This is a genomic window from Paeniglutamicibacter kerguelensis, assembly GCF_017876535.1.
Taxonomy (GTDB): Bacteria; Actinomycetota; Actinomycetes; order Actinomycetales; family Micrococcaceae; genus Paeniglutamicibacter; species Paeniglutamicibacter kerguelensis.
On the sequence record NZ_JAGIOF010000001.1, the window covers coordinates 3,313,877 to 3,337,332 of the forward strand.

At 64.7% G+C, this 23,456-nt stretch carries 21 protein-coding genes; 7 read left to right on the top strand and 14 right to left on the bottom strand.

The window, feature by feature from the left end; genetic code table 11:
* Positions 1-6 precede the first annotated feature (6 nt).
* The 3 genes from JOF47_RS15115 to lysA all read right to left on the bottom strand — a co-directional run bounded on the left by JOF47_RS15115 (position 7) and on the right by lysA (position 3,253).
* Complete coding sequence (locus tag JOF47_RS15115; RefSeq protein WP_342592803.1) at positions 7-909, bottom strand: amino acid ABC transporter permease; 903 nt, start codon at positions 907-909, stop codon at positions 7-9.
* Positions 910-946: 37 nt separating this feature from the next.
* Positions 947-1,888 (bottom strand): ABC transporter substrate-binding protein, encoded by a 942-nt coding sequence (locus JOF47_RS15120; protein ID WP_245356385.1) that lies wholly within the window; start codon positions 1,886-1,888, stop codon positions 947-949.
* Positions 1,889-1,957: 69 nt separating this feature from the next.
* Positions 1,958-3,253, bottom strand: coding sequence for a diaminopimelate decarboxylase (gene lysA, locus JOF47_RS15125; protein WP_342592804.1), 1,296 nt, complete (start codon positions 3,251-3,253; stop codon positions 1,958-1,960).
* A gap of 192 nt (positions 3,254-3,445) precedes the next feature.
* Here lysA and JOF47_RS15130 point away from each other — a divergent pair, with 192 nt between their 5' ends.
* Positions 3,446-5,059 carry a PucR family transcriptional regulator gene (locus tag JOF47_RS15130; RefSeq protein WP_209999887.1) on the top strand — a complete coding sequence of 538 codons (1,614 nt, stop codon included), beginning with the start codon at positions 3,446-3,448 and terminating at the stop codon, positions 5,057-5,059.
* Positions 5,060-5,097: 38 nt separating this feature from the next.
* On the opposite strand, the gene JOF47_RS15135 is transcribed toward JOF47_RS15130, so the two are convergent.
* The gene (locus JOF47_RS15135) at positions 5,098-6,447 is read right to left on the bottom strand and encodes an MFS transporter (protein WP_342592805.1); all 1,350 of its coding nucleotides are present in this window, start codon (positions 6,445-6,447) and stop codon (positions 5,098-5,100) included.
* A gap of 24 nt (positions 6,448-6,471) precedes the next feature.
* Between JOF47_RS15135 and JOF47_RS15140 the strand changes: the two genes are divergently transcribed.
* From JOF47_RS15140 to JOF47_RS15150, 3 genes are all read left to right on the top strand, one after another.
* On the top strand, positions 6,472-7,959 hold the full coding sequence (locus JOF47_RS15140; RefSeq protein WP_209999891.1) for an MDR family MFS transporter: 1,488 nt from the start codon (positions 6,472-6,474) through the stop codon (positions 7,957-7,959).
* 168 nt (positions 7,960-8,127) lie between these two features.
* Entirely contained in the window at positions 8,128-9,117 is a 990-nt protein-coding gene (locus JOF47_RS15145; protein ID WP_209999892.1) for a nucleoside hydrolase, read from the top strand.
* Complete coding sequence (locus tag JOF47_RS15150; RefSeq protein ID WP_209999893.1) at positions 9,114-10,103, top strand: adenosine deaminase; 990 nt, start codon at positions 9,114-9,116, stop codon at positions 10,101-10,103. The genes JOF47_RS15145 and JOF47_RS15150 overlap by 4 nt, the downstream gene beginning before the upstream one ends.
* Before the next feature lie 92 nt (positions 10,104-10,195).
* Here JOF47_RS15150 and JOF47_RS15155 read toward each other — a convergent pair whose 3' ends face one another.
* The 3 genes from JOF47_RS15155 to JOF47_RS15165 form a co-directional block, all read right to left on the bottom strand.
* Entirely contained in the window at positions 10,196-11,014 is an 819-nt protein-coding gene (locus JOF47_RS15155; RefSeq protein WP_209999894.1) for a putative hydro-lyase, read from the bottom strand.
* Between the two features lie 65 nt (positions 11,015-11,079).
* Positions 11,080-12,297: an NRAMP family divalent metal transporter gene (locus JOF47_RS15160; protein ID WP_209999895.1), complete on the bottom strand. Its 1,218-nt coding sequence runs from the start codon at positions 12,295-12,297 to the stop codon at positions 11,080-11,082.
* Positions 12,298-12,783: 486 nt separating this feature from the next.
* The gene (locus JOF47_RS15165) at positions 12,784-13,077 is read right to left on the bottom strand and encodes a DUF1540 domain-containing protein (protein WP_209999897.1); all 294 of its coding nucleotides are present in this window, start codon (positions 13,075-13,077) and stop codon (positions 12,784-12,786) included.
* Positions 13,078-13,319: 242 nt separating this feature from the next.
* Between JOF47_RS15165 and JOF47_RS15170 the strand changes: the two genes are divergently transcribed.
* On the top strand, positions 13,320-14,777 hold the full coding sequence (locus JOF47_RS15170; RefSeq protein ID WP_209999898.1) for a GuaB1 family IMP dehydrogenase-related protein: 1,458 nt from the start codon (positions 13,320-13,322) through the stop codon (positions 14,775-14,777).
* Positions 14,778-14,808: 31 nt separating this feature from the next.
* On the opposite strand, the gene JOF47_RS15175 is transcribed toward JOF47_RS15170, so the two are convergent.
* From JOF47_RS15175 to JOF47_RS15185, 3 genes are all read right to left on the bottom strand, one after another.
* On the bottom strand, positions 14,809-15,303 hold the full coding sequence (locus tag JOF47_RS15175) for an Lrp/AsnC family transcriptional regulator (protein ID WP_209999900.1): 495 nt from the start codon (positions 15,301-15,303) through the stop codon (positions 14,809-14,811).
* Between the two features lie 130 nt (positions 15,304-15,433).
* Positions 15,434-15,886 (bottom strand): DedA family protein, encoded by a 453-nt coding sequence (locus tag JOF47_RS15180; RefSeq protein ID WP_209999902.1) that lies wholly within the window; start codon positions 15,884-15,886, stop codon positions 15,434-15,436.
* Positions 15,887-16,001: 115 nt separating this feature from the next.
* Positions 16,002-17,264 carry an MFS transporter gene (locus JOF47_RS15185; protein ID WP_209999906.1) on the bottom strand — a complete coding sequence of 421 codons (1,263 nt, stop codon included), beginning with the start codon at positions 17,262-17,264 and terminating at the stop codon, positions 16,002-16,004.
* Positions 17,265-17,538: 274 nt separating this feature from the next.
* On the opposite strand from JOF47_RS15185, the gene JOF47_RS15190 reads away from it, so the two are divergent.
* Positions 17,539-18,348, top strand: coding sequence for a hypothetical protein (locus tag JOF47_RS15190; RefSeq protein ID WP_209999908.1), 810 nt, complete (start codon positions 17,539-17,541; stop codon positions 18,346-18,348).
* Positions 18,349-18,375: 27 nt separating this feature from the next.
* Here the strand turns inward: JOF47_RS15190 and JOF47_RS15195 are convergent, their stop codons facing one another.
* Together JOF47_RS15195 and JOF47_RS15200 are read right to left on the bottom strand one after the other, a co-directional pair.
* On the bottom strand, positions 18,376-19,599 hold the full coding sequence (locus tag JOF47_RS15195) for an NAD(P)/FAD-dependent oxidoreductase (RefSeq protein ID WP_245356386.1): 1,224 nt from the start codon (positions 19,597-19,599) through the stop codon (positions 18,376-18,378).
* Positions 19,600-19,700: 101 nt separating this feature from the next.
* Entirely contained in the window at positions 19,701-20,039 is a 339-nt protein-coding gene (locus tag JOF47_RS15200) for a bifunctional 3-phenylpropionate/cinnamic acid dioxygenase ferredoxin subunit (RefSeq protein ID WP_209999910.1), read from the bottom strand.
* 176 nt (positions 20,040-20,215) lie between these two features.
* Here JOF47_RS15200 and JOF47_RS15205 point away from each other — a divergent pair, with 176 nt between their 5' ends.
* The gene (locus JOF47_RS15205) at positions 20,216-21,319 is read left to right on the top strand and encodes a PQQ-dependent sugar dehydrogenase (RefSeq protein ID WP_209999912.1); all 1,104 of its coding nucleotides are present in this window, start codon (positions 20,216-20,218) and stop codon (positions 21,317-21,319) included.
* Here JOF47_RS15205 and JOF47_RS15210 read toward each other — a convergent pair.
* Together JOF47_RS15210 and JOF47_RS15215 are read right to left on the bottom strand one after the other, a co-directional pair.
* Positions 21,316-21,726, bottom strand: coding sequence for a hypothetical protein (locus tag JOF47_RS15210; protein WP_209999914.1), 411 nt, complete (start codon positions 21,724-21,726; stop codon positions 21,316-21,318). The two genes, JOF47_RS15205 and JOF47_RS15210, sit on opposite strands and share 4 nt — an antisense overlap.
* A gap of 207 nt (positions 21,727-21,933) precedes the next feature.
* Complete coding sequence (locus JOF47_RS15215; protein ID WP_209999916.1) at positions 21,934-23,397, bottom strand: aldehyde dehydrogenase (NADP(+)); 1,464 nt, start codon at positions 23,395-23,397, stop codon at positions 21,934-21,936.
* Positions 23,398-23,456: the final 59 nt, after the last annotated feature.

Consider the following 23,456-nt stretch of genomic DNA (forward strand, 5'->3'; position numbering starts at 1 on the left):
ACTTTCCTAGCTGTGGCGTGCGCGGTTGAACAGGGCTGCTACCCGGCCGATGGGCGTGGGGCCCAGGGCCCGGGAACCCCGCCCGTAGTGGCGTTCGAGGTAGTACTGCGGTACGGAAAGGACCGAGGTCAGGGCCAGGTACCAGACGCTGACGACGATGAGCAGTTCCACCTGGTGCAGGTTTTGCGCGGAGATCCTGGCCGCAACGGTGTAGAGCTCGGCCACGGCGATCAGCGAGAGCAGCGCCGTGTCCTTGAGCATCGAAATCGTTTCGTTTCCCATGGGCGGGATGATGACCCGCATGGCCTGCGGCAGTTCGACCTTGAACAGGGTATACAGCGGGGTCATGCCCAGCGAGTAGCAGGCCTCCTTTTGCCCCGGGTCCACCGAGAGCATCCCGGCACGCACGATCTCGGCCGTGTAGGCGGCCTGGTTGGTGGTCAACGCAATGACACCGGCAACGAAGGCCGGGATCAACGCGTTGGTGTCCACGGTGAACACCGTGAAGTCGGTGAACGGAACCCCGAGCGAAAGCTGCTTGTACAGCAGGCCCAGGTAGCCCCAGAAGACGATCTGCACCAGCAACGGCGTTCCCCGGAAGATCCACACGTAGAGCCAGCCGACACCCGCAAGCACCGGGTTGGCCGAGAGCCGCATCAGGGCCAGAACGATGCCGAGGAGCGTTGAGAGAACCATGGTGATAACGGTCAGCACGACCGTCAGCACCGCGCCCTGGACGATGCGGTCGTTGAACATGTACTTGGAGATCGTGGCGTGGTCGATGTTCGGGTTGTTCCATAGCGAGGTGCACACACCCACCAGTACCAGCAGGATGACGGCCGCCAGGACCCACCGGCCCGGGTGTCGCAGCGGGACCGCCACGATGTCGTGAGGGTTCGGACTTGCCACCGACCGCAGTTCCTCCGCGCTTGCGCCTTGCAACGTGTCATTTCCCGCCATTGTTGACACCGGCCTCGGTCACGGCGAAGTCGCCCAGGTCGTACTTTTCCATCAACTTGGCGTAGGTCCCATCGTCGACCAGGGACTGCAAGGCCAGGCGCAACGCCTCGGTCAGCTCGGTGTTGTCTTTCAGCAGGCCGATGCCGGTGTAGACGGGGTTGTAGCCGGACGCAAACTCCGGGTCCCTGACCAGTTCGAAGATCTTTCCGTCCCCCGCGGTTGCCGCGGCGTAGGACGCAACCGCCGCATCCACGACGTCTGCGACGGCCTTGCCCGAACGCACGGCGGTCTGTGCGTCGAGTTCGCTGGGCAACTGCACCAATTCAATGGGGCCCTTGCCTGCATCCTTGCACTTGGAGGCGTAGGCATTCAGGTATTCGCCCTGGATCGTGGCCTTTTGGACCGCAACCGGCTTGCCGCACAGATCGACCAGCGACTTGACCCCGTCGGGATTTCCCGCGTTGACCAGGATCATGAATCCGGCGTGGAAGTAGTCGACGAAGTTGAGCACCTTTTGGCGCTCGGCCGTGTCGTTCATGCCGGCAAAGATGATGTCGTTCTTCCCTGCCTGCAACGAGGGGATGGATGCGTCGAAGGCCTGCTGCTGGAAGTTGAACTTGACCCCGAGCTTGGCACCCATGGCCTGCGACAGGTCGTAGTCCAGCCCCGTGGGGTTGTCGTTTTCGTCGAGCATCTCCATGGGCGGGTTCGGGATGTCCGCCGCCACGTTGATGACTCCCGATTCCTTGAACTTGGCGGGCAGTGCCGCGGCCGCGGTGCTGTCAACGCTGATGTCCAGGGCGGCGGAGCCCGGCCCGGCGTTTGCCGGCTCGTCCGAGGAACATCCGGCGAGGGTCAATGCCAGGCCGAGCGCGGCGACGGAGAACATTTTCAGTCCGGGGCGGAAGCGATTTTCAGTGCTGATCATGACGGGTTTTCCTTTGGGAGTCCGGGGGCACACAGGTGGGGAGCGAAGGTTGGGGAGGGACGATACGGATTACCAGCGGCGCTGGAGCGCGGGTTGCTGCGTGTGCAGCAGGTCTTCGTAGGTTTCCCGCGCCACCGCCAGGGTGGAGGAACCGTCCGCGCAGAAGATGACCGGCGGCTTGCAGGCGCCGTTGTAGTTGTTGGCCAGCGTGTAGGCGTAGGCACCGGTGGCCGGCATGACAACAAGGTCCCCGACTTGCGGGTCCGGGAGCGCCACGTCCTGGCACATGAGGTCCCCGGACTCGCATTGGCGCCCCACCACGTCGGCCACCACTGTGGGTTCGACCCCGATCTTGGTGGCCAGCAGCGCCTCATAGCGCTGCCCGGTCAGTGCGATGTCCATGTTGTCGGCCATGCCGCCGTTGACGGCCACGAAGGTCTTGCCAGTGGTCTTGACCGTGTTGACCGTGTACAGGGTGATGCCGGCGCGGGCCACGATGGAGCGTCCCGGTTCGATGATGAGCTTGGCGTCGGCCGGCAGCAGCCTGTCGGCCGCCTCGGTGATGGTGTCGAGGTAGGAATCGACGCTGGGTGCGACCTCGTCGTACGTGTATTTCACGCCCAGCCCGCCTCCCACGTCGTAGGTGGAGAAGCTGCCGAACTCGGCCACCGAGCGCACGGCCGCGGCGAATGGCTCGGTTTCCAGCACCTGGGAGCCGATGTGGACGTGGATTCCCTCGAACTCAAGCATGGGGTGTGCCTCGATGCGGGCAATGGCCCGGGTGATGTCGGCCGGTGGCAGGCCGAATTTGGAATCGTTTCCACCGGTTACCTGGGAGGCATGGGTGGCCGGGGTGATTCCCGGAATCATCCGCAGCAGTACCTTTTGCGGTTTGGCGGCCAGCTTCTCGATGCGGTCTAGGTCGTCGAAGTTGTCCACGATGATGGCCCGGATTCCGGCTTCCAACGCCATCTGGATTTCCTGGTTGGATTTGGCGTTGCCGTGCAGATAGATGCGCTCGGGACTGACTCCCGCGGTGAGGGCCATCATCAGTTCACCGCCGCCGGCAACGTCGACGCTCAGTCCCTCTGCCTGCGCGATGGCGTACATGGCCACGCAGGGAAGGGACTTCGAGGCGAAGAGCACCTCCGAGTTCGGACGGCGGCTGCTGATTCCGTCGACGAAACGACGGATCTGCCGGCGGAGTCCCGTTTCGTCCATGATGTAGGCCGGGGTACCGTACTGGCGGGCAAGTTCGGTGACGGGAACGCCGCCGATGGACAGTTCGCCGGTGTCGGAAATGGTTGATTCCTCGGGGAGGATCTCCATGAGGAGATCCACCGAGGGCGCTGCTTGCTGGGTCACTGTCATATTGATGGGATTCCTTCGAGCTGGCAATCACTCCCGCCTCGCAGCTGGAGCGATCAAGTGTGAATGTGATCTGCGTCAAGCGTAGGATTGCCAGCATCGAAAGATTTAGTAGTACCAAACAATATTGATGCGCTCGATTTGTCCTATCCGCTAAAGACGTGGGGGCAGGCGCCGGAAGGGACTCCCATGAACAACAGCGGTCGACCGCTCAGCCTCGGCGGATTGCTTGGCATCCTGGGCGCCCCGTTGCTGACTCCACTCACCGGTGCCGCCGGACTCGAGTCTTCGATCTCGGTCCCCGTCATCCACGACCATTTGGATACGCTGCCGGAAACCCCCGGCGGGATCCTGTTGTTGGTGGGGGTGCAGCCGCAGGACCCGGGGTTTGGCGAACTGTTGGTGCGCGCGGCCGAAAACGGCTACAGCGCGGTCGCGCTGAAGACCCATGGCCAGCCGCCGGAAAGCGGGATCCATGATTCGGCGCCGCTGCCAGTAATTCAGGTCGACGACCAGGTGCCGTGGTTGCACCTGGACAACCTCATTACCGCGGTCACCAGCGGCAGGCCCGCCGGCAGCGCATCGGCCGAGTCATACGGCCAAGACTTGTTTGTTCTGGCCAATGCGTTGGCCACGGCCACCGACGGCGCGGTGGCCATCGAGGACCTAGATCGCAACATCCTCGCCTATTCGAACCTTGAGCGGCATGTGGTCGACCCGCTGCGCCGGAGCGGAATCCTGGCGCGCCAAGTGCCTGACATGGAAAAGAACATCGACCAGTACCGCTCCGTGATGCTCACCGACACGGTGGTGCATTTTCCGTACGACCCCTCGGACGGCGAGTTGCCCCGATGCGCCGCCCCGGTCCGTGCCGGACGCCAAATGCTAGGATCGATTTGGGTCATCGAGGACAAGGAACCTCTGGGGCCGGAGGCCGAGAGCGCTCTTCTGGAGGTCTCCCGGCTGGCCGCGGTTCATATCCTGCGCGCGCAGAATGCCGTGGACCTCGAACGCCAGGTGCGTACCGAGTGGCTGCGTTCGGCGCTGGACGGGCATGGCTCGGACCCGGCCACCTCGGCCCGCTTCGGGTTGATGGAGGGCCTATCCCCGGTGTTGCTGGGCTTCATGTTTGCCTCCGAAACGGCGGTCGGTGCCGGTGCGCCGCCGCTGCCTCTGACCCGGCAACTCGGAATCGCCGCCGAGCAGTACTGCTCGATTTTCCACGCCAACGTCTCCGCGCTGGAATCCGGCCGCGTGGTTTACGTCCTGGTGCCGGCCATCCGCTCGGAGGCTGCGGCCCTCCGCTTGGCGTCCGGGGCGACCGCCGCATTGGGCGCACGGCTGGGACACCAGGTCAATGTGGCGGTCAGTTCGGTGGGCGAGAGCCCCGGAACCGTGGCGGATCTGCGCCGCGAGATCGAAGACATCATCGGCGTGATTGAGCGACCGGAGCCAGGCCGGGAAATTGCGCAGGTGGTGAGCACCCGTGACGTTAATGCAGCGCTGCTGCTGCGCCAGCTCACCTCGCTGCTTGGCAACCAGCCACGGCTCATTCATCCGGGGGTGCATGAGTTGCTGGATCACGATGCGCGCACCGGAAGCGAGTACCGGGCGAGCCTCTGCGCGTATTTTGCGCACACTGGCGACATGGCGGCCGCCGCACGGTCGCTGAATGTCCACCCGAATACGCTGCGCTATCGCGTACGGCGGGCCACCGAGCTGTTCGGCCTGGACTTCACCCGGGGCGATGACCAATTGGCGCTCTGGGTGCAGTTGCGGCTGGCCGAGTCCGCCGCAGGCTGAGCCGGAACCCTGTTTTGCCCCGGTCCGGAGCAATCCGCCTAGGCCCGCGTGTGCGGCTTCGTTGACGCCGCGGATGGATCCACGCGCTCGAGGGCGTGCGGCAGGTGCTTCCGAGAGTTGATTGCGACCATGCCCAGCGACGCGGCACACAGCAGGACCATGCCCGCCAGGATCCAGGCGCCGCCGATCCACTGGGCCAGGAACGCCACGATGGTCGGGGCCAGGAAGCCGGCATAGGCCAGCGTGTAAAAGTACCCGGTGAGCGCACCGAGCTCGTGCGGCTCGGCGGCACGCTGGATCTCCAGCAGGCCGCCGACCATGAGCAGGCCGCTTCCCGATCCAAGGGTCGCCGAGGCTACCAGGCCCAGCGCCGGGCTGGCCAGGAGAATAGCCAGCAACACCAGGCACAGCCCGATGAGTACCACGCCGGTTCCGGTCAGCAGGGACCTGGCGTTGCGGACGGTGTCCACGCGCCGGGCCAAAGGCTGGATGAGCACGCTGCAGCCCAGCGTGATGGCCACGGCCGCCGTGGCATAGGCCAGACGCCCGTCCCCCAGCCCGGGAACCACGGCCGGAATGACGGCAAAGCCGGTGGTACCGGCGGCGAACACCCACGGTGCGGCAGGGGCAACCACCAGCCGAAACCTCCTGCGCCCCTCGCCGTGGTGCGGTTCGCCGGCTGACCGGGAGGCCTGGGAATGTTGCCGCGTCAGGGTTTCGGGCAGCCTCGCCAGGATGACCAGCAGCGGAACGCACAACAGGATGTGCACGGCATAGGGCAGGACCTCCGGGGCAGGGGCCCACGCCGCCAGCAGCCCGCCCGCGACCGGGCCCAGCCAGAATCCGGCCGCGGTCAGCAACGAGGCCCGACGGGCCCCCGACCCCGGAACCGATTTCAGGTCCCAGGGCGCCTGGGAAAGTTCCTTGACCCAGCTGGTCGCCGCCGCCATCGTCAGGCCCGTGGCTGTTCCCGCCATGAGGCGGCCGACGAACAGCGGCGCGGCCCCGAAGACCGCGCCCATCATGGCCACGCTCGCGGCCATCGACAGGGACACGGCAAAAATCGTCACGCGCTTGCGACCGGTCCTGTCCGAGTACCGCCCGCCCAGCAGCAGTGCCGGAACCAGGCCCGCGACATAGATGCCCAGCATCGAGGTGACAAGGACCTCGGAGAAGCCGTGGTGCTGCCGGTAGTAGACCAGCAATGAAACGAATTGGTTGGCACCCCAGCCGACCATCGTCAGGGACAGTGCTGCGGGGAACCAGGGTCTTGCGGGTCGTGACACGACGGCGGGGACTCGACTTTCAATTCGGCAGGGGGCGCACCAACCGCCTCGGCACGCCGGCCGGCGGGAGCTGCGCAAACACATTTCAGGCCAGTGTTTCATGTTTGGCCCCGGCTCACGGGGTTGATGACGGCCCGCCCGGCCTTCAAGCTGGTGTTTGCCGGGCTGCTTCTGGCCGTCCTGCTCAACGCCCTTGACCAAACCATCGTGGCTACGGCGCTTCCCACCATCGTCGGCGAGCTCAACGGCTTCGACCAGCTCGCCTGGGTCATCACCGCCTACATCCTGGCCTCCACCATCGGCCTGCCGATCTACGGCAAGCTCGGCGACCAGTTCGGCCGCAAGCCGGTCTTCGTCTTTGCCGTGGTCCTCTTCCTGGCGGGCTCGGTCCTCAGCGGCCTGGCCACCTCAATGCCGATGCTCATCGCCTTCCGCGCCCTGCAGGGCCTGGGCGGCGGCGGGCTGATGATCGGCGCCCAGGGCATCATCGCGGACATGGTCCCGCCGCGAGACCGCGGCAAGTATATGGGCCTGCTCGGCGCCGCCTTCGCCGTCGCCTCCATCAGCGGCCCGCTGCTGGGCGGGGTCATCACCGAATTCTGGGGCTGGCGCTGGATCTTCTACATCAACGTGCCGCTCGGCGCGATCGCCCTGGCCTTCATCCTCAAACACTTGCACCTGCCCAGGCAGGAAAAGCGCAGCGGTTCCCTGGACTACGCCGGAATGGCCCTGCTCAGCTCGGCGTCCGTGGTGCTGGTCCTGGTCACCAGCTGGGGCGGCACCCACGACTGGACCTCCCCGCTGATCCTGGGCCTGGGAGCCCTGCTGCTGGCGCTGGTGGCTGCCTTCATCCTCGTTGAGCGACGCGCCGTTTCGCCCCTCATGCCCGGCCACCTCTTCAGGCACCGCCAGGTGCTGCTGGCAACAATGGTCGGCATCCTCGTCGGGGTCGTGATGTTCTCCACGATTTCCTACCTGCCCACGTTCTTCCAGCTGGTCAACGGGGCAACGGCCGTCGGCTCCGGGCTCATGATGATCCCGATGACCCTGGGCAACGTCATCGGGTCGATGGGCAGCGGATCGATCGTTTCCAAGACCGGGCGCTACAAGCTCTTCCTGCTCGGCGGACCGGTCCTGATGCTCGGCGGACTCGCGCTGCTGGGAACCATGGGGGCCAACACCCCGTACGCCTCGGCCGCGGCCGGCATGTTCCTGGTGGGCCTGGGCATCGGCGTCATGATGCAAAACCTCGTGGTCATTGTGCAGTCGCAGGTCGAGCGCTCCGACCTGGGCGTGGCCACCAGCACCACGAACTACTTCCGCATGATCGGCGCCTCGGTGGGCATCGCCGTCTTCGGGTCGATCTTCATCTCGTCCTTCTCGTCCAAGCTGGCGGGTGCGGACCTCGGCTTCACCGCCGGCGGCGAGGGCGGGCTGGGATCGCTGACCCCGGAATTCGTGCACAGCCTGCCGGCGGGAACGCAGGAGATGATCGCAGATGCGCTGGCCGGGTCCATGCCTCAGATCTTCCTGATCTCGATGGGACTCGCGGCAGGCGCGCTTGTCCTGGGGTTCCTGATCCGGGAGACGCCCCTGTCCACCAGCCGGAGCTAGCACCGACGCACGCTTCCTGCCGCGCCTTCGGGAGCTTCGGGGGCTTCGGCAGGAAGCGCCGGCAGCTGGAACCGCGATAGGGGCAGACACCGGGAGTCAACGCCGGCTCCCCGTAACATGGCGGGTATCCTTGTAGCCAACTCGCACGCTCAAGCCAAGGATCAACGCATGAACACCACCCCCGACAACGCCCCGGTTTTCCTCGATTGCGACACCGGGATCGACGACGCCCTGGCGCTGGCCTACCTGCTCGGATCCGGGGCCAACCTCGTGGGCGTCGGCTCGGTCAGCGGCAACACCGATGCGCTGCAGGGAGCGACCAACACGCAGAACCTCCTGGCGCTGGCCGGACACGGGCACGTCCCGGTGGCCCTGGGCCACCACCACCCGCAGGCACGTCCCTACGGCGGCGGCGCACCGCACGTGCACGGCCAGAACGGCATCGGCGAAGTCGAGTTGCCCGACGCCGGCCTGGAACTCGCGCCCGAGTCGGCACCCGAGATGCTGGTCCGGCTGGCCCGGGCCACCCCCGGCCAATTGCGTGTCATCGCCATCGGCCCGCTGACCAACATCGCCGCGGCACTGCGCCTGGACCCGGAGCTTCCGGGCCTCATCCGGGAACTCACCATCATGGGCGGCGCGGCCATGGCCCCGGGCAACATCACCCCGGCCTCCGAGGCCAACATCCACAACGACCCGGAAGCTGCGGCGGAGGTCTTTGCCGCGGACTGGGAGATCGTTCTGGTGCCGCTGGACGTGACGATGTCCCACGTGCTTGAGGAAGCCGACCTCGAACGCCTGCAGGCCAGCGAATCCCCCGCGGTGCAGGCCGTCGGGTCGATGCTCGGCTACTACTTCGATTTCTACAAGGGCGTCTTCGGCCGACGTTGCTCGGTCATGCACGACCCGCTGGCCGCGGCCATCGCCGTCGGGCGGGTGCAGGCAACCTCCGCCCCCTACGCTCGCGTGGTCGTGGATGCCACCGACGGCCCCGGGCGCGGGCAGACCATTTGCGATCTGCGCGGACTCTACAAGGGCTACCCCAAGCCGTCGGGTGCGCACTGCCGAGTGGTGCTGGAAGCCGGGGAGGGCGCCATCGACGAGATCCTGCGCGGCACCCTGGCGCTGGCCGATGCGTCGTCAGTGGCGCGCCCGTGAAATTGCCTGTTGCCGAACTGCACATTCACCTGGAAGGGACGCTGGAGCCAGAGACCATCCTGCGTCTAGCAGGGCAAAACAACATCGAGTTGCCGTGGCCTTCCTTGGAGGAGCTGCGCGCGCAGTACAACTTCAGCAACCTGCAGTCCTTCCTTGACCTGTTCTACGCGAACATGGCAGTGCTGCGCACCGCAGCGGACTTCCAGGAGATCACCACCGCCTACCTGCTGCGCGCCCACGAATCGGGCGTGCGGCACGTTGAGTTGTTCTTCGACCCGCAGGCCCACCTCGAGCGCGGCCTGATACTTGCCGAGGTGATCGCCGGGATCCGCGCGGGCCTCGACGAGGGCCTGGCACGCTGGGGCATCACGCACCGCCTCATCGCCTGCTTCTGGCGCCATGCCCCCGCCGAATCCGCCATGGAGATTCTGCGCACCCTGGTGCAGGAAAAACACGCCATCGATGGCATCGGGCTGGATTCCTCCGAGCTCGGCTACCCGCCGATCCTGTTCCAGGAGGTCTTCGCCTACGCCCGTGAAAACGGTTTGCACGTCGTGGCCCATGCCGGCGAGGAAGGCCCCGCCGAGTACATCGTCCAGGCCATCGACCTTCTGAAAGTCGAACGCATCGATCACGGAATCCGCTGCCTCGAGGACCCGGCCCTGGTGCAACGGCTGGTGGCCGAACAGATGCCGCTGACTGTGTGCCCGCTCTCGAACGTGCGGCTGCGGGCGGTGGATACCATCGCCGACCATCCCCTGCGGCAGATGTTGGACCTGGGCCTGAAGGTATCCATCCACTCGGATGACCCCGCCTACTTCGGCGGCTACCTGGACGCGAATTTCGCCGCGGTCATCGGTCAGTTCGACCTGAGCCGCGAGGACCAAGCGGTGCTGGCCAGGAACTCGGTCGAGGGTTCCTTCCTCGACGCCCCGGCCAAGGCCATGCTTCTCGCCGAAGTGAACGCCTGGCTGGGATCACACTAGGTTCAAGCCAAGGCCCCCAGAGCAAAGTAGTGCCCGCCCGGTTGGACCGGGCGGGCACTACTTGTTGTTTCTGCGTTTGGATGCGGCCGGCGCTACGGCACCAGGTAGTTGCTGTCGCGTGCGTCGGTGATCAGCATGTGCCCCGGGGCGTGGCCGATTGCCAACGCCGGGCGGGACTCCATGACGGCGGCCTGGGGCGTGACCCCGCAGGCCCAGAACACCGGGATGTGTCCGGCCGGGATCTCCACCGGATCGCCGAAGTCGGGCTTGGACAGGTCTATGATGCCCAGTTCCTCAGGGTTGCCGATGTGCACCGGCGCACCGTGCACCGCCGGGTAGCGGGAGGTGATGCGCACCGCGTCAGCCACCTGGGAGGCGGGGATCGGGCGCATCGACACCACCATGGGGCCGCTCATGGAACCGGCGGAGGCGCTGCGGATGTTCGACTTGAACATGGGCACGTTCACGCCCTGGTCGATGTGGGCGATCTTGATGCCGCCCTCCATCAGCGCCGTCTCGAACGTGAACGAGCAGCCCACGATGAACGTCACCAGGTCATCGCGCCAGTACTCGGACAGGTCCGTGGGTTCGGCGATCTTCACCCCGTTTTCGTAGACGAAGTACTGCGGAACATCGGTGCGGATGTCCCCGCCGGCCAGCAGCTCGCCGCTAACCTCGCCCGCATCCAGCACGCCCAGGATCGGGCAGGACTTGGGGTTGCGCTGGGCGAAGAGCAGGACGTCGAACGCTTGGTCCTTGGGAACGATGATCAGGTTCGCCTGCGCATAGCCCAGCGAGAAACCGGCGGTCGGGACCACCAAGCCGTCGCGGAACAGTTCGCGCGCCTCTGCCGGGGAAAGCCCGGCACGGTTTTCAGGAAGCTGGGCAGTTCGTGCACCGGCGTTCGTCATCTGGATGTCCTTTCAATGCGCATGGCGGTAGGGGCGAAGGGTGTGTTGGGAGAAACCCGTCCGGGTCAGGCCCAGAGCTTGGCCAGGCCGGCCAGCGAGTTCCAGCCCAGGAACAGGGTCAGCAGCCAGGTGGCAACGCCGATCAAGAGCAGCCACTTCGGGTAGGCGTAGCCGTGCAGCAGGTCCTTGCGTCGCCAGGCCGCGTAGAGCAGGATGGCCAGGCCGAAGGGCAGGATCAGCCCGTTGAAGGCGCCGGCGAAGATCAGCAGCGTCTGCGGGGCCTGGCCCAGCAAGAGGTAGATGACGGTGCAGACCGCGATGAAGGCCACGGTGATCAGGTTGCGGGTGCGCTCGGGGGTGGTGGACTTGGTGATGAAGGAAACCGAGGTGTAAGCGGCGCCGATCACGGAGGTCAGGGCCGCTGCCCAGAGGATGATGCCGAAGGACCGCATGCCGATTTCGCCTGCGGCAATGCCGAAGGCCTCGGCCGCCTTGTTGTCGGTGACCAGCACTGCGCCGCCGGCGACAACGCCGAGGACCGCCAGGAACAGCAGCACCCGCATGATGCCGGTGACAATGACGCCCAGGATCGAGCTCTTGGAGATGTCGCCGACGTTCTCGATGCCGGTGGCACCGGAGTCCAGCATGCGGTGCGCACCGGCGTAGGTGATGTAACCGCCGACGGTTCCACCGATCAGCGTGGTGATGATCAGGAAGTCGATCTGCTCCGGAAGCACCGCATTCTTCAGCGCCTCGCCCACCGGAGGGGCGGCAACGATGGCCACGTAGAGCATCAGCAGGATCATGATGGCGCCGAGCAGCACCACGATCTTGTCCAGGGCCATGCCGGCGCGCTTGGAGAGGAAGACAAGGATGGCAACGGCTGCAGAAATGGCGCCGCCGATCTTTGGGTCGATGCCGATCATGGCATTCATGCCCAGGCCGGTGCCGGCGATGTTGCCGATGTTGAAGACAATGCCGCCGATGAAGACGAGGACTGCAAGGGCCCAACCGGCGCCCGGGAGCACCTTGTTGCCAAGTTCCTGAGCGCGCAGGCCCGAGACGCCGATGATGCGCCAGACGTTAAGCTGTACTGCGATGTCCACGAGAATCGAAACGACAATAGCGAAGGCGAACGAAGCCCCGATCCTGACGGTGAATTCAGTGGTCTGGGTGATGAAGCCCGGGCCGATGGCGCTGGTCGCCATGAGGAACATGGCACCGAGGAGTGCCGTGCGCCGAGCTGAGGTACTGAGCTTCGGTTTTGTGCTGGGAGTAGCCATGATTCCGTCCATCAAGAGTGCGGGTGACAGCTGTCACAAGTGGGGAGCGATGAAAGGTACATTACATGTTGTTGAACAATCATGGCAAGAGGGTTGTTCAACAATTGAGGCAATTTGGGTGCGCCCACAATGCTTGGAGACCATCGTCCTCTCATTGAAACGCCCCGACCCATAGGAGACAACACCTATTCGAAAGCAATAGCCCTACTACGGTCCCGTCACCATGAAGAAGGCGGAACCGACCTCCCCAAGCTGCCCCCTCACCAAGCCGGCGCGGAGTCATTCAACGGACAACGACGACACCACGGTGCGCACGCGCAACAATGAATCCGAGGTCTGACCCGGACACAAGATTGATGGCATGGGGCAACGCTCGCCAGGCAGCAACCGGCGAGCGTCGGCAAACAGCCCAAACAGCAAATGCCGCCGACCCGAACCTGATGTTTTCACAGGGTTCGCGCCGACGGCATTATGCGTTGGTTGGGCTCAGAGCTTGTGCTCATATGTCAGGCAGTCGGCATTGTCCGCACCAGGACCAACGCGAACCTCTTTGGCAGCACACATGAGGTGATCATTGTGTGAGCATTCGGAGCGCTGACAGGCACCAACCGAAGCCAGGACCTTCGGCAAACCGCCATGGACGCCGGTGTCAATAAACGTGGCGCACTGGGCATGGTCCTCATTGCCGCCGATGGTGATTCCAGAGGCACCGCAATGCGAATGATCATTGAACGAACAATTTGCCACGGCGCATTCGGCGACGGGGACAGAAACAGTCATGACATTCTCCCAAGATTGGCAGCCACGCGGAATTCGAGCCGCTAGTCCACCCACCATACGCCCGGAAGCAACAATTAAATTAGTGCTGATTTTCGGCCCTAATTTCGTCGGCGAAGCATAGGATCACGCCCTCCTTGCGGCATGTTATGGCCAACCTTTCATGCCCTTTTGCCTGCAACCCGTATGACATTGCGCGTGACCGCGATCACACACGCAGCCCCTTCCGCCTGTAGCCTGAAAGAGTGAAATTTCTCAATGACGCACAACCTGCCCATGACCTGACCTACAGTGACACGTTCATGGTCCCGTCCCGTTCAGCGGTGGCCTCGCGCAGCGGCGTGGATCTCGTGACCCCGGATCGCGTGGGGACCACGATCCCGCTGGTCGTGTCCAACATGACCGCGGTGGCCGGAAAGCGCATGGCCGAAACCGTAGCCCGACGCGGCGGCATCGCCATCCTGCCGCAGGATATCTCGCTTGCGGCGATCCAAGACATGGTTTCCAAGGTGAAGCGGGCGCATACCGTCTTCGAGACCCCCATTACCGTCAACGTCAACGACAGTGTTTCAACGGCCATGGCATTGCTTGGCAAGCGCTCCCACGGCGCGGCCGTCGTGTTGGACGGCCATCGTCCGGTTGGAATCATCGCCGAGAAAGATTGCCTTGAGGTGGACCGCTTCACCCCGATCCATCAGGTCATGACAACCGAAATCGTCACGGTTAATCAGGATGCCGATCTGGATTCGGTTTTTGACACTCTCACCACCCGGCATCTGGGCATGGTGCCGGTGCTCAATGGCGAGCATCTGGCCGGAGTACTCACCCGCAAGGGAGTGCTCCGTTCCTCCATGTACACCCCGGCCATCGATCCGGACGGGCGCCTCATGGTCGGTGCTGCCGTGGGCATCAATGGCGACGTTCATGCGAAGACACTCGCGTTGCTCGAAGCCGGCGTGGACGTCATCGTCGTGGATACGGCCCACGGCCATCAGGAAAAGATGATCGAAGCGCTTCCCCTGGTGGTTGCCGCACGTGATGAGTTTGCCCAGCGAACCGGCCGACGCCTGCAGATCGCCGCCGGAAACGTTGTCTCCTCAGCCGGCACCAGGGACCTGATGGCCGCGGGCGCAGACATCTTGAAGGTCGGCGTTGGCCCCGGCGCCATGTGCACCACCCGCATGATGACGGGAGTCGGGCGGCCCCAGTTCTCGGCGGTGCTGGAGTGCGCAACCGCCGCCCAAGAGCTTGGTGCCGAGGTCTGGGCCGACGGCGGCGTGAAGTACCCGCGCGATGTCGCACTGGCACTGGCTGCCGGCGCGGCATCGGTCATGATTGGTTCATGGTTTGCAGGTACCTACGAATCCGCGGGCGACCTGGCCAGCGACGGGCAAGGCCGCCTCTACAAGGAGAGTTTCGGAATGGCCTCGGCGCGTGCCGTCCAGCAGCGCACCCGACACCAGTCCGCATTCGAACGGGCCCGGGCCTCGCTCTTTGAGGAAGGCATTTCGCATTCGCGGATGTACCTGGACCCACAGCGTCCCGGCGTGGAAGACCTGATCGATTCCATCATTTCCGGGGTGCGCTCATCCTTCAGCTACGCGGGGGCCTCGTCCATTGCGGAGTTCCGTGAACGCGTGATCGTGGGCATCCAGTCGGCAGCCGGCTACGACGAGGGACGCCCGCGCGACACTTCGTGGTGAGGCACCTCCGGCTGCTTCCCCAAGATACCGGTCACAGCCAGGGCACTGCGCCCTGGCTGTGTTCGAACACCAACGACGTCTGGGTGGTTGCCACAGCGGGGTTTGCCGAGAGATTGTCGAGCACAAACTGACGCACGTCGTTTGAATCCCGCACCGCAACATGGATCAGGAAGTCGTCGGCGCCGCCCAGAAAAAACAGCTGGGTGACGCCCGGCTTGGCCCGCATTTCCTCGGCGAAGGTCGACATCAGGTGCCGGGCGCCCGGACGGATCTTCACAAAAATCAGCGCTTCGAGGGCGTGGCCCAAGACGACCGGATCGATTTCCAGGGTGAAACGGCGGATGACCCCGGCGGAGCGCAGGGCGTTGAGTCGTGCCAGGCACGTTGAGGGGGCTATGCCCAGTTCCTCTGCCAAGGAGTTGTTGGTGCGGCGCGCGTTTTCGGTGAGCATGCGCAGCAACCCGCGGTCGATGTCGTCCAGTTCGACCGGATTGGTCGGCCGAAGATTCTTTGCTGTAATGGCCACCGAGCTACCCGACTTTCGCAATCATTTTCCGTTTTCATCGATAGTACCGATGAAAATTCGCAAAATACCCCAACGCGCCGCAGCAAGAATGGTTTGGAATGCGCCGTGGCCGCGGCAGTGGTTGCGGTGGTTAGCCGTCTTGCCGGCGGTAGCGGATCCAGGTGAAGGTCACGATGGCCACGACCAGCGCACCTGCGACAATCCACTGCCAACCCAAGGCGATCCACGCGTAGATGACTGCCATTCCCACGGTGGAATATATGGTGGCCCAGATGAGGCAACCGACGATGACCGAAGGGATGTACCTGGCCAGGGGCATGCGGGCCACCCCGGCGCTGGCGTTGACCGCGGTCTGGATTCCCACCGTCATGAATGAGAGCGGGATGGCGAAGATTCCCCACCTTTGGATGAATCGTTCGGCGCGCTGGTAGATCGGGCCGGTCATCAGGTGCTGGAATCTAGTGTGTTTCACGCCGGCGGCGATGCCGCGGCCGAGCCAATAAGTGGTGTTGGCCCGCGCCATGGCCAACAGGAACAGAAATGCATAAGCCCAACCAAAGGGTGCATCTCGTAACCAGTCCATGGTCAAAGCCTATCGGTGCGTTGCATCTATTTGGGCGTTTGGTGAGCCAGATGACACCCTTCACTCACACCGGTTGTTCGGCGCAGCCACTTGAGCGGGGTGCGGCCCTGCCCCGTCAGGGAACCGAACGGATGTTGCGCACGAGAAGCGCACCGACCAACCCGATGCACGCCGCGACGACAAACAACGCCGTGTAGCTTCCGAGAACCGTCACGGCGAAGAACGCCAGCGCCGGGGCAATGACCTGCGGCAGGGAATTGGCGATATTGATGACGCCCATGTCCTTGGCCCGCGCACGCGCCGACGGTAAAACCTGGGTCAGCAAGGCAAAGTCAACGGCCAGGTAGGCGCCAAAGCCGAACCCGAGAACCGCCGCACCAAGAATCGCTCCGAGGAAATTCTGGGAAACCGCAAGGATCAGCGCCGAGCAGGCCACCACCACCGAAGAGAAAATAACGTAGACTTTGCGCTTGCCGCTCTTGTCGCTCAACGGTCCAAAAATCACGGCGCTAATGATCACCATCACGGCATATGTACCAGTCAGAACCAGTACGCCAGCCGCCGGATCCGGATGCTTGACCACATCGGTGAGGAAAAATAGAAGGTAAACGATGGTCATTTGGTTGCCGGTGTTCATCATCAAGCGGGTCAACCAGGCCCAACCGAAGTCCGGGTGCTTGGCAGGGTTGATCCAGAAGCCCCTGGCGAATTCGCCCAGCTTGAACGGTGTCCGGTATTCCTTGGGCAGCTGCGGATCATTCGGTCGCAGCACGTAGGGGATAACCGAAACAACCAATGCCACGGCGCAAATCATGTAACCAACGGCGACATTGCCAGAAATCACGAATCCGACCACGGCACCGAGAAGAATGCCGACCGTCTGGCCCATCGCGGCCAATCCGCCAACGGACCCCCGTTTGGCCAATGGAACACGATCGGGAACCGCGGCGGTCACCGTCGAATATGCCGCGTTGACCGCGGCCTGCAGTGCGCACCAACCAATGAGCATCAGTCCCACTGTCGTGGCGCCGGAGAGCATCAACAACGAAGCTGCACCAAGAATGGCACCGGCAAGAATCCACGGAGAGCGGCGCCCCATTTTGGAAACGGTGCGGTCCGACAGTGCCCCGAAGAGAGGATTTGAGACAAGCGCCACGGCTGCACCGCAGGCGGTCACCAATGACAGGATTGCTTCCTTGTTTCCTGCGTCAATGGCAGTCGCCTGCAACCCCAGCAGGATATTCAATGGCGCAAAGATGACAATATTGATGCCCAGGTTGACCAGCACCACCGAGGTGATCCACCCGCGGGAGACCTTTTTCGTGGGTGCTCGCAGCGCTTCCGGGAGCGTGCCTGTCAGGCCGTCCTCCGTGGGCACTAGACCAACCCCGAGAGCAGGCCGGCACCGGCGCCTACCACCAAAGCGCCAATAAGCAGCCAAGTGATCAATTTTGCACGTTTACGCATTGATTCCATAATGCGTTCATCGTAAACGAGTTCTAAATGAATCAGCGACTTGCAAAGCGGAAAAGTGAGGAAGATTTCTCCATTTGGAGGATCGCCGGATTAGGCTACTGAATATGAGTGAATCGGGATTCGGGTCGTTGGTGTGGAGACCCCGGCACCACGGCTGGAACCTGGCTCACCATTTGATGCCCACTTTTTTCCTGATCATCTTTCTGGGTGCGGCCGGTGCTTATGCCATCGCCCATGGAAAAACGGCTCTTTCGACGGCGTTGTTGGCCAGCGCCGCAGCCCTTCTGCTCGGCGTGATTTCTGCATTCCGTCGCCCTGCCCATGACAGCCCCGTGGAAACCGCGGCAGTCGAAACCAGCACCGGCCAGCGGGCAGCCACGTGGTTCCCGATCTTCAGGAGCTCGGCCATCCTGGCGGCGCTGGTGGTTGGCCTCTCCGTGGTGGTGTTGGTGGCAAGCGTCGCGCTCAGTGCCCGGCTTATATTCCTGCACGATTACAACCCGTTGTTCTTGATCGTGCTGTTAGGCATTGCCTTGATCGGTTGCGGAATCTTCCTGATGTTCCGCGGACTACGGATGGCCCGCATTGCCGCGACCGCCCAGGACCCCGGGGTCTACCTCACGCGCAGCCGCATTGTGCTCTACGGTTCACGGGGCATGCACGAAATCTATTGGAACGACGTGTCCTCCATCGAAGCGGCCGATCCCCCGCGGCAACAGCCGCTGGGCAAGCGCGGACCCGCCTGGATTCTTGTCACGTGCAAGGAAGACGGCAAGCCAGGGCCCCCGTTGCCCGGGCCGAACAAGGGACTCTGCGGATTGCTGGTCCAGGTGCATGAGCTTGCGGCAAACCCGGATGCGCTGCTCCGCACGCTGGCGCACTACCTGCAACACCCCGAGGAACGTGCCGAGCTCGGCACGGATTCGGCTTTGGCGACGGTGGCCGGGCTGGGCCCGGACGCCCAAGGACGATCCGCCGCCGCTTAGTGTGACGGCTGCGACCCGCGGGACCGGCTAGCGGGCCAGTTTTTTCAGCGGCACCGAGGGATCGGCGAGGGCGGCAGGATCCACGACAATGCGATTGTCTATGATGCGCCGGGCCGCCCGGATGGTCAGCCCGCCGTCGATGGCCGCAGCGCCGAGCATGTGTCCCCCGGCGTCGAGGCGGAACGCCGCGACCGGCACTCCGTCGACGAGGCGCAACACCGTGTTCCCTTCGGCGTTCATTTCTCCCACGCCCTCGACGTGGACCCCGTGCCTGTCGGACCAGAACCACGAGGCCCCGTGTAGCGGCAGCTCCTGTCCGAGCAGTGCCGCCGCCGCGGTGGCACCGGTGTTCATCGCGTGTTCCCAGTGCTCGCCGCGGCGCAGCAATTCGCCGGCTGCGGTTTGGGTTCGGGCCAGGTCGCCGACGGCGTAGATATGCGGGTGGCTGGTGCGCTGGTTCCGGTCGACGATCACGCCGTTGTCGGTCTTGAGGCCCGCAGAGGCCGCCAACGCGCTGTTGGGCACTATGCCTATTCCGACAAGCACTTCGTCGCTGGTGATTTTCCGTCCGTCGGACATCTCGATGAGGTGCTTGCCATCCAAACGGGAAATGCGCTCGGGGCTGCCCTGGATCGTGTCGATCTCCGCGGTGACGTGCATGTCATGCAGGCGTCGGGCCAGCTCCGGGCCCACGGCCGGCACCAGGGGCGGGTCGATCGGGTCGATCAGGGTCACGCGGGCGCCGAGTACAAGGGCCGCGGAGGCAACCTCTGCGCCGATGAGCCCCGCCCCCACGATGGCCAGGTGGACGCCGGGGCGGAGCTTGCCGCGCAGCAGGTCCGCATCTTGCCGGTTGCGCAGCGCCAACACCGATTCCAGCTCCCCGCCCTCGATGGGCAGCGGCCTGGCCGAACCGCCTGTTGCCAGCACCAGGCGATCGGCGTGCACCCGGCTGCCGTCCTCAAGCTGCACGCCCAGGGGTTCAAGCAGCAATTCGGCGGCGGTGCCCGGGATGATGTCCACCCGGTGCTCGGCGAACCACGAGCGCGGGGCCAGCTCGATGCCCTCGGCATCCTTGGTCCCCAGCAGGTAGGCCTTGCTCAGCGGCGGCCGGTCATAGGGGATCCCCGCCGGGTCGATGATGCCGATGCTGCCATCAAAGCCGCGGTTGCGCAGGTTCTGTGCCACGGCAAAGCCGGACAGGCCCCCGCCAATGATGAGAATCGATTCAACGTTCATGGTGTGGGACATTTGTCCTTCTGCTTGGGTGCTGGGTGGCCGTGTGGACGCTGGGCCGCGGGGACCTGCGCGCGGGCGGTGGTGCGTCCGGCCTTGCCGTGTTCGGAGGCGTCTTAGACGGCCGGGGTATCCGGGTAGAGCATCAGTTCCCCGTCCTCGACCTGGATCTTGTGGGTGCGCGCGGCGACGGTGGCCGGCAGGCAAAGCGCTTCGCCGGACTTGAGGCAGAACTTTGCTGCGTGCACGGGGCACTCGACCTCGGTGCCTTCGATCCAGCCGTCTGCGAGCGAGGCGGTCTCGTGCGTGCATTCGTCGTTGATGGCGTAGAAGTTGCCGTCCTCGGCGTGGAACACCGCGATGTCGTCCTTGGTGCCGTTTTCTTCGGCGGGAATGACAATGGCTTCGCCTTCGTCGATGCTGTCGACGGAACCGATGTTGATGGCTTCGCTCATTAGGGTGCCTCCTGGTGGTGTCATCGCCGCCGCGGACCGCACGGGGAGATAAGTTCTCAATACATGTGACTCCATCATCCCGCGCAAAGCCCGCCAGACCCAAAGCCTGATCGCTGACAGCGTCGAAGTCGCAGCTTCCTCTGGAAGCATGCTGGACTTCCGCCTAAGCTCTGACCATGACGGCGGTGCAGCCCGGAGTGCCAGCAGGTGTGGTTCGGCGGTCTTTTCTGCTCTTGGCCGGGGCGGGAACGCTGGCCGTCTTGTCTTCCTGCTCGGATCCGCTCAAGCCCAATCCGAATTCCCCGGAACAAGTGAACCGCCCGGTGGTGGTCGCCAGCGGTTTGGCCACCCCGTGGTCAATGGCCCGGCGCAGCGACGGCGGCACCCTGGTTTCCGAACGCGACACGGCGCGGGTCAAGCTTCTCTCCCCCGACGGGACGCTCGAAACCTTTGCCGAGGTTCCCGGTGTTGTCCCGGGCGGTGAGGGCGGCCTGCTGGGGCTCGAAGTACTGGAGGAAGACGGCCGCGAATGGCTGTACGCCTACGCCAGCACCGAGACGGACAACCGGGTGCTTCGATTCGAGATGGGCCCGGACGGACTCGGGGCGGCCCAGCCAATTATCAGGGGCATTCCGCGGGCCAGCATCCACAATGGCGGGCGGATCAAGTTCGGCCCCGACGGACTGCTTTACATAGGCACCGGGGACGCAACGGATTCGGCGGCGGCCCAGGACCCAGCTCGGATGAACGGGAAAATCCTTCGCCTGAATCCCGACGGCAGCATTCCGGTCGGCAATCCGTTTACCGGATCGCCCGTCTACTCGTATGGACACCGCAATGTGCAGGGGTTCGCCTGGGATTCGTCTCGTCGGTTGTGGGCCAGCGAGCTGGGCCCGGACAAAAACGACGAATTGAACCTGGTGGTCCCGGGCAGCAACTACGGTTGGCCGCAGGTGACGGGCGCACCACACAAGGAGGGCTTCATCGACGCCGTTCATGTGTGGAAATCGACGGCCGACGCTTCCCCTAGCGCCTTGGCGATCGTGGACGGCGCCGCCTACGTGGCATGCCTGCGCGGGGAAAAGCTCTGGCGGTTGGGGCTCCCTGCTGGCGAGCCGGCGTCCAGAGGCGCCCTGCCTGATGCCCGCGGGATTCTCAAAGGCCAGGGACGCTTGCGCGATGTGCTTGCGGTGTCCGGTTCCGGGTTGTGGATCGCCACCAACGAGGGCGAAAGCTCACGAATCATTTCGCTCGCCCTGCCCGGGCCGGGCCCGGCCTAGGACGGTTCGGAAATCATCATTTGGTGCAGGACCAGCGGCACGACATTGCACAACGCCCACAGGCCCAACATGGTCCAGGCCAGGACCAACATGAAACGCACATGGGAGCGGGGCTTCTCGATCTGGATCCTCTGGGGTGCGGAGACCTTGTAGTACACCCGATCGGGGTTGCCGGACGGAGCCGGTTCCAATTCGTCGAACGCACTGCTGTGGGCCGTGCCGTCGGCACTGGTCCAGACAAGGCAATCTTGGCCCTCGAGCTTGGTGACTTCGCAGGGCGCCTCCCGCCAAGCGGCCTGGCTGCGGCGGGAAACCCGCGCCACCACAAAGAAACCGATGGCACCGAACAGTGCGATCCAGCCAAAGAGTTCGAGTGCAGGCCCAATGGCCGCAAGGATTTCACGCACAGCTACATGATATGGCCTGGGCCCGGTTACGGAAGGTGGTTTCCGCAAACGCCACGCAGTGTATGCGGGCCGGCCATCTTGTTGGCCAAGTCGCTTGTGGCCACTCGTTTGACAATGCGGCGGGCAACTTCTGCCCGAAAGAACAGCGGCCCCGGTGGAAGAACCCAAATGCTGGGTTGTTCCACCGGGGCCGCTGAAGTCATGCTGCTAGCGCTTGCCGTTGACCATCTGCGGCACGTTCAGCGGGTTGCCGTCCTGCAGCGCCTCGGGAAGCAACGCCTGCGGGAAGCCCTGGTAGGCAACCGGGCGCAGGAAGCGGGAGATCGCCGCGGTGCCCACGGAGGTGCTTCCCACGGAGGTGGTTGCCGGGTACGGGCCGCCGTGCTGCTGCGCGTAGGTCACCGAGACGCCGGTCGGCCACTGGTTCCACAGCACGCGGCCCGCCTTGCGGGAGAGCACCTCGATCAGCTCGGTGACTTCGCAGCTCTCGGTGCCCACGAGGGTGGCGGTCAGCTGGCCCTCGAAGCTTTCGGCCAGCGCAACCAGTTCCGACTCGTCCGTGTACTCGACGACCAGGGCGGTCGGGCCGAAGCACTCGGTCTGCAGGGACTCAGGGTGCGCCAGCAGGTCCTCGGCGCTGGTGAGCAACAGGGTGGGGCTTGGCGGATCGGCCAGCGGGTCAGAGCCCTGGGCCAGGACCTTGACCTTGTCGTGGCCCTGCAACGCCTCAAGCACCTCGACGTAGCCGGCCTGGATGCGGCCGTTGAGCAGCGCGGCAGCGGCCGGAAGCTCGGTGGCGCGCAGGGTCTCGACGATCTGGGAACCGCGCGGGACAAAGATGGTTCCCGGCTTGGTGCAGAACTGTCCGGCGCCCATGGTGAAGGACGCGACGAATTCGCCGGCGATCGCGGCGCCGCGCTCGGCGGCCGCGGCGGCGGTGACGAAGACGGGGTTGTTGGAACCGAGTTCGCCGTAGAACGGGATCGGCTCCGGGCGGGCGTTGGCCATGTCGAAGAGGGCGCGGCCGCCGGGGATCGATCCGGTGAAGCCGGCCGCCTTGACGCGCGAATCCTTCAGTGCGGTGGCGCCGGCCTCGGTGCCCATGACCAAGGCGAAGACGCCGGCCGGGACGCCGGCGGAAGCCAGTGCCGCTGCAACGGTGTTTGCCGTGGCGATCGAGAGTTCCGGGTGGCCCGAGTGGGCCTTGAGGATGACCGGGTTGCCCGCGGCCCATGCGGAGGCGGTGTCGCCGCCTGCCACGGAGAAGGCGAACGGGAAGTTGCTGGCCGCGAAGACGACGACCGGGCCCATTGGCTCGAGCACGCGGCGCAGGTCCGGGCGCGGGGCGCCCATCGGCCACTGGGCATCGGCGTGGTCGATGCGCGCGTCCAGGTAGGCGCCGTCGCGCAGCACCTCGCCGAAGAGGCGCAGCTGGAAGGTGGTGCGCTTGAGCTCGCCGGTCAGGCGGGCCTGCGGCAGGTTGGTCTCGGCCATGGCGATCGGGATGAGGATGCCGGCGGCCGCATCAAGGGCGTCCGCAACCGTATCCAGCACGCCGGCGCGCTCGGAGGGGCGCAGTGCCGCCCACGGGGCCGCAGCCTGCTGTGCGGCAACGAGGATTTCCTCGAGCTCGGTGGCTGTCGTCGGGGTGACGGTGATGGTGGTCGTCATGATGGGTGTGGTCCTTTCACGGGGAAGTTCGGTGGTGACCCGGATGGTGAGTCAAAGGT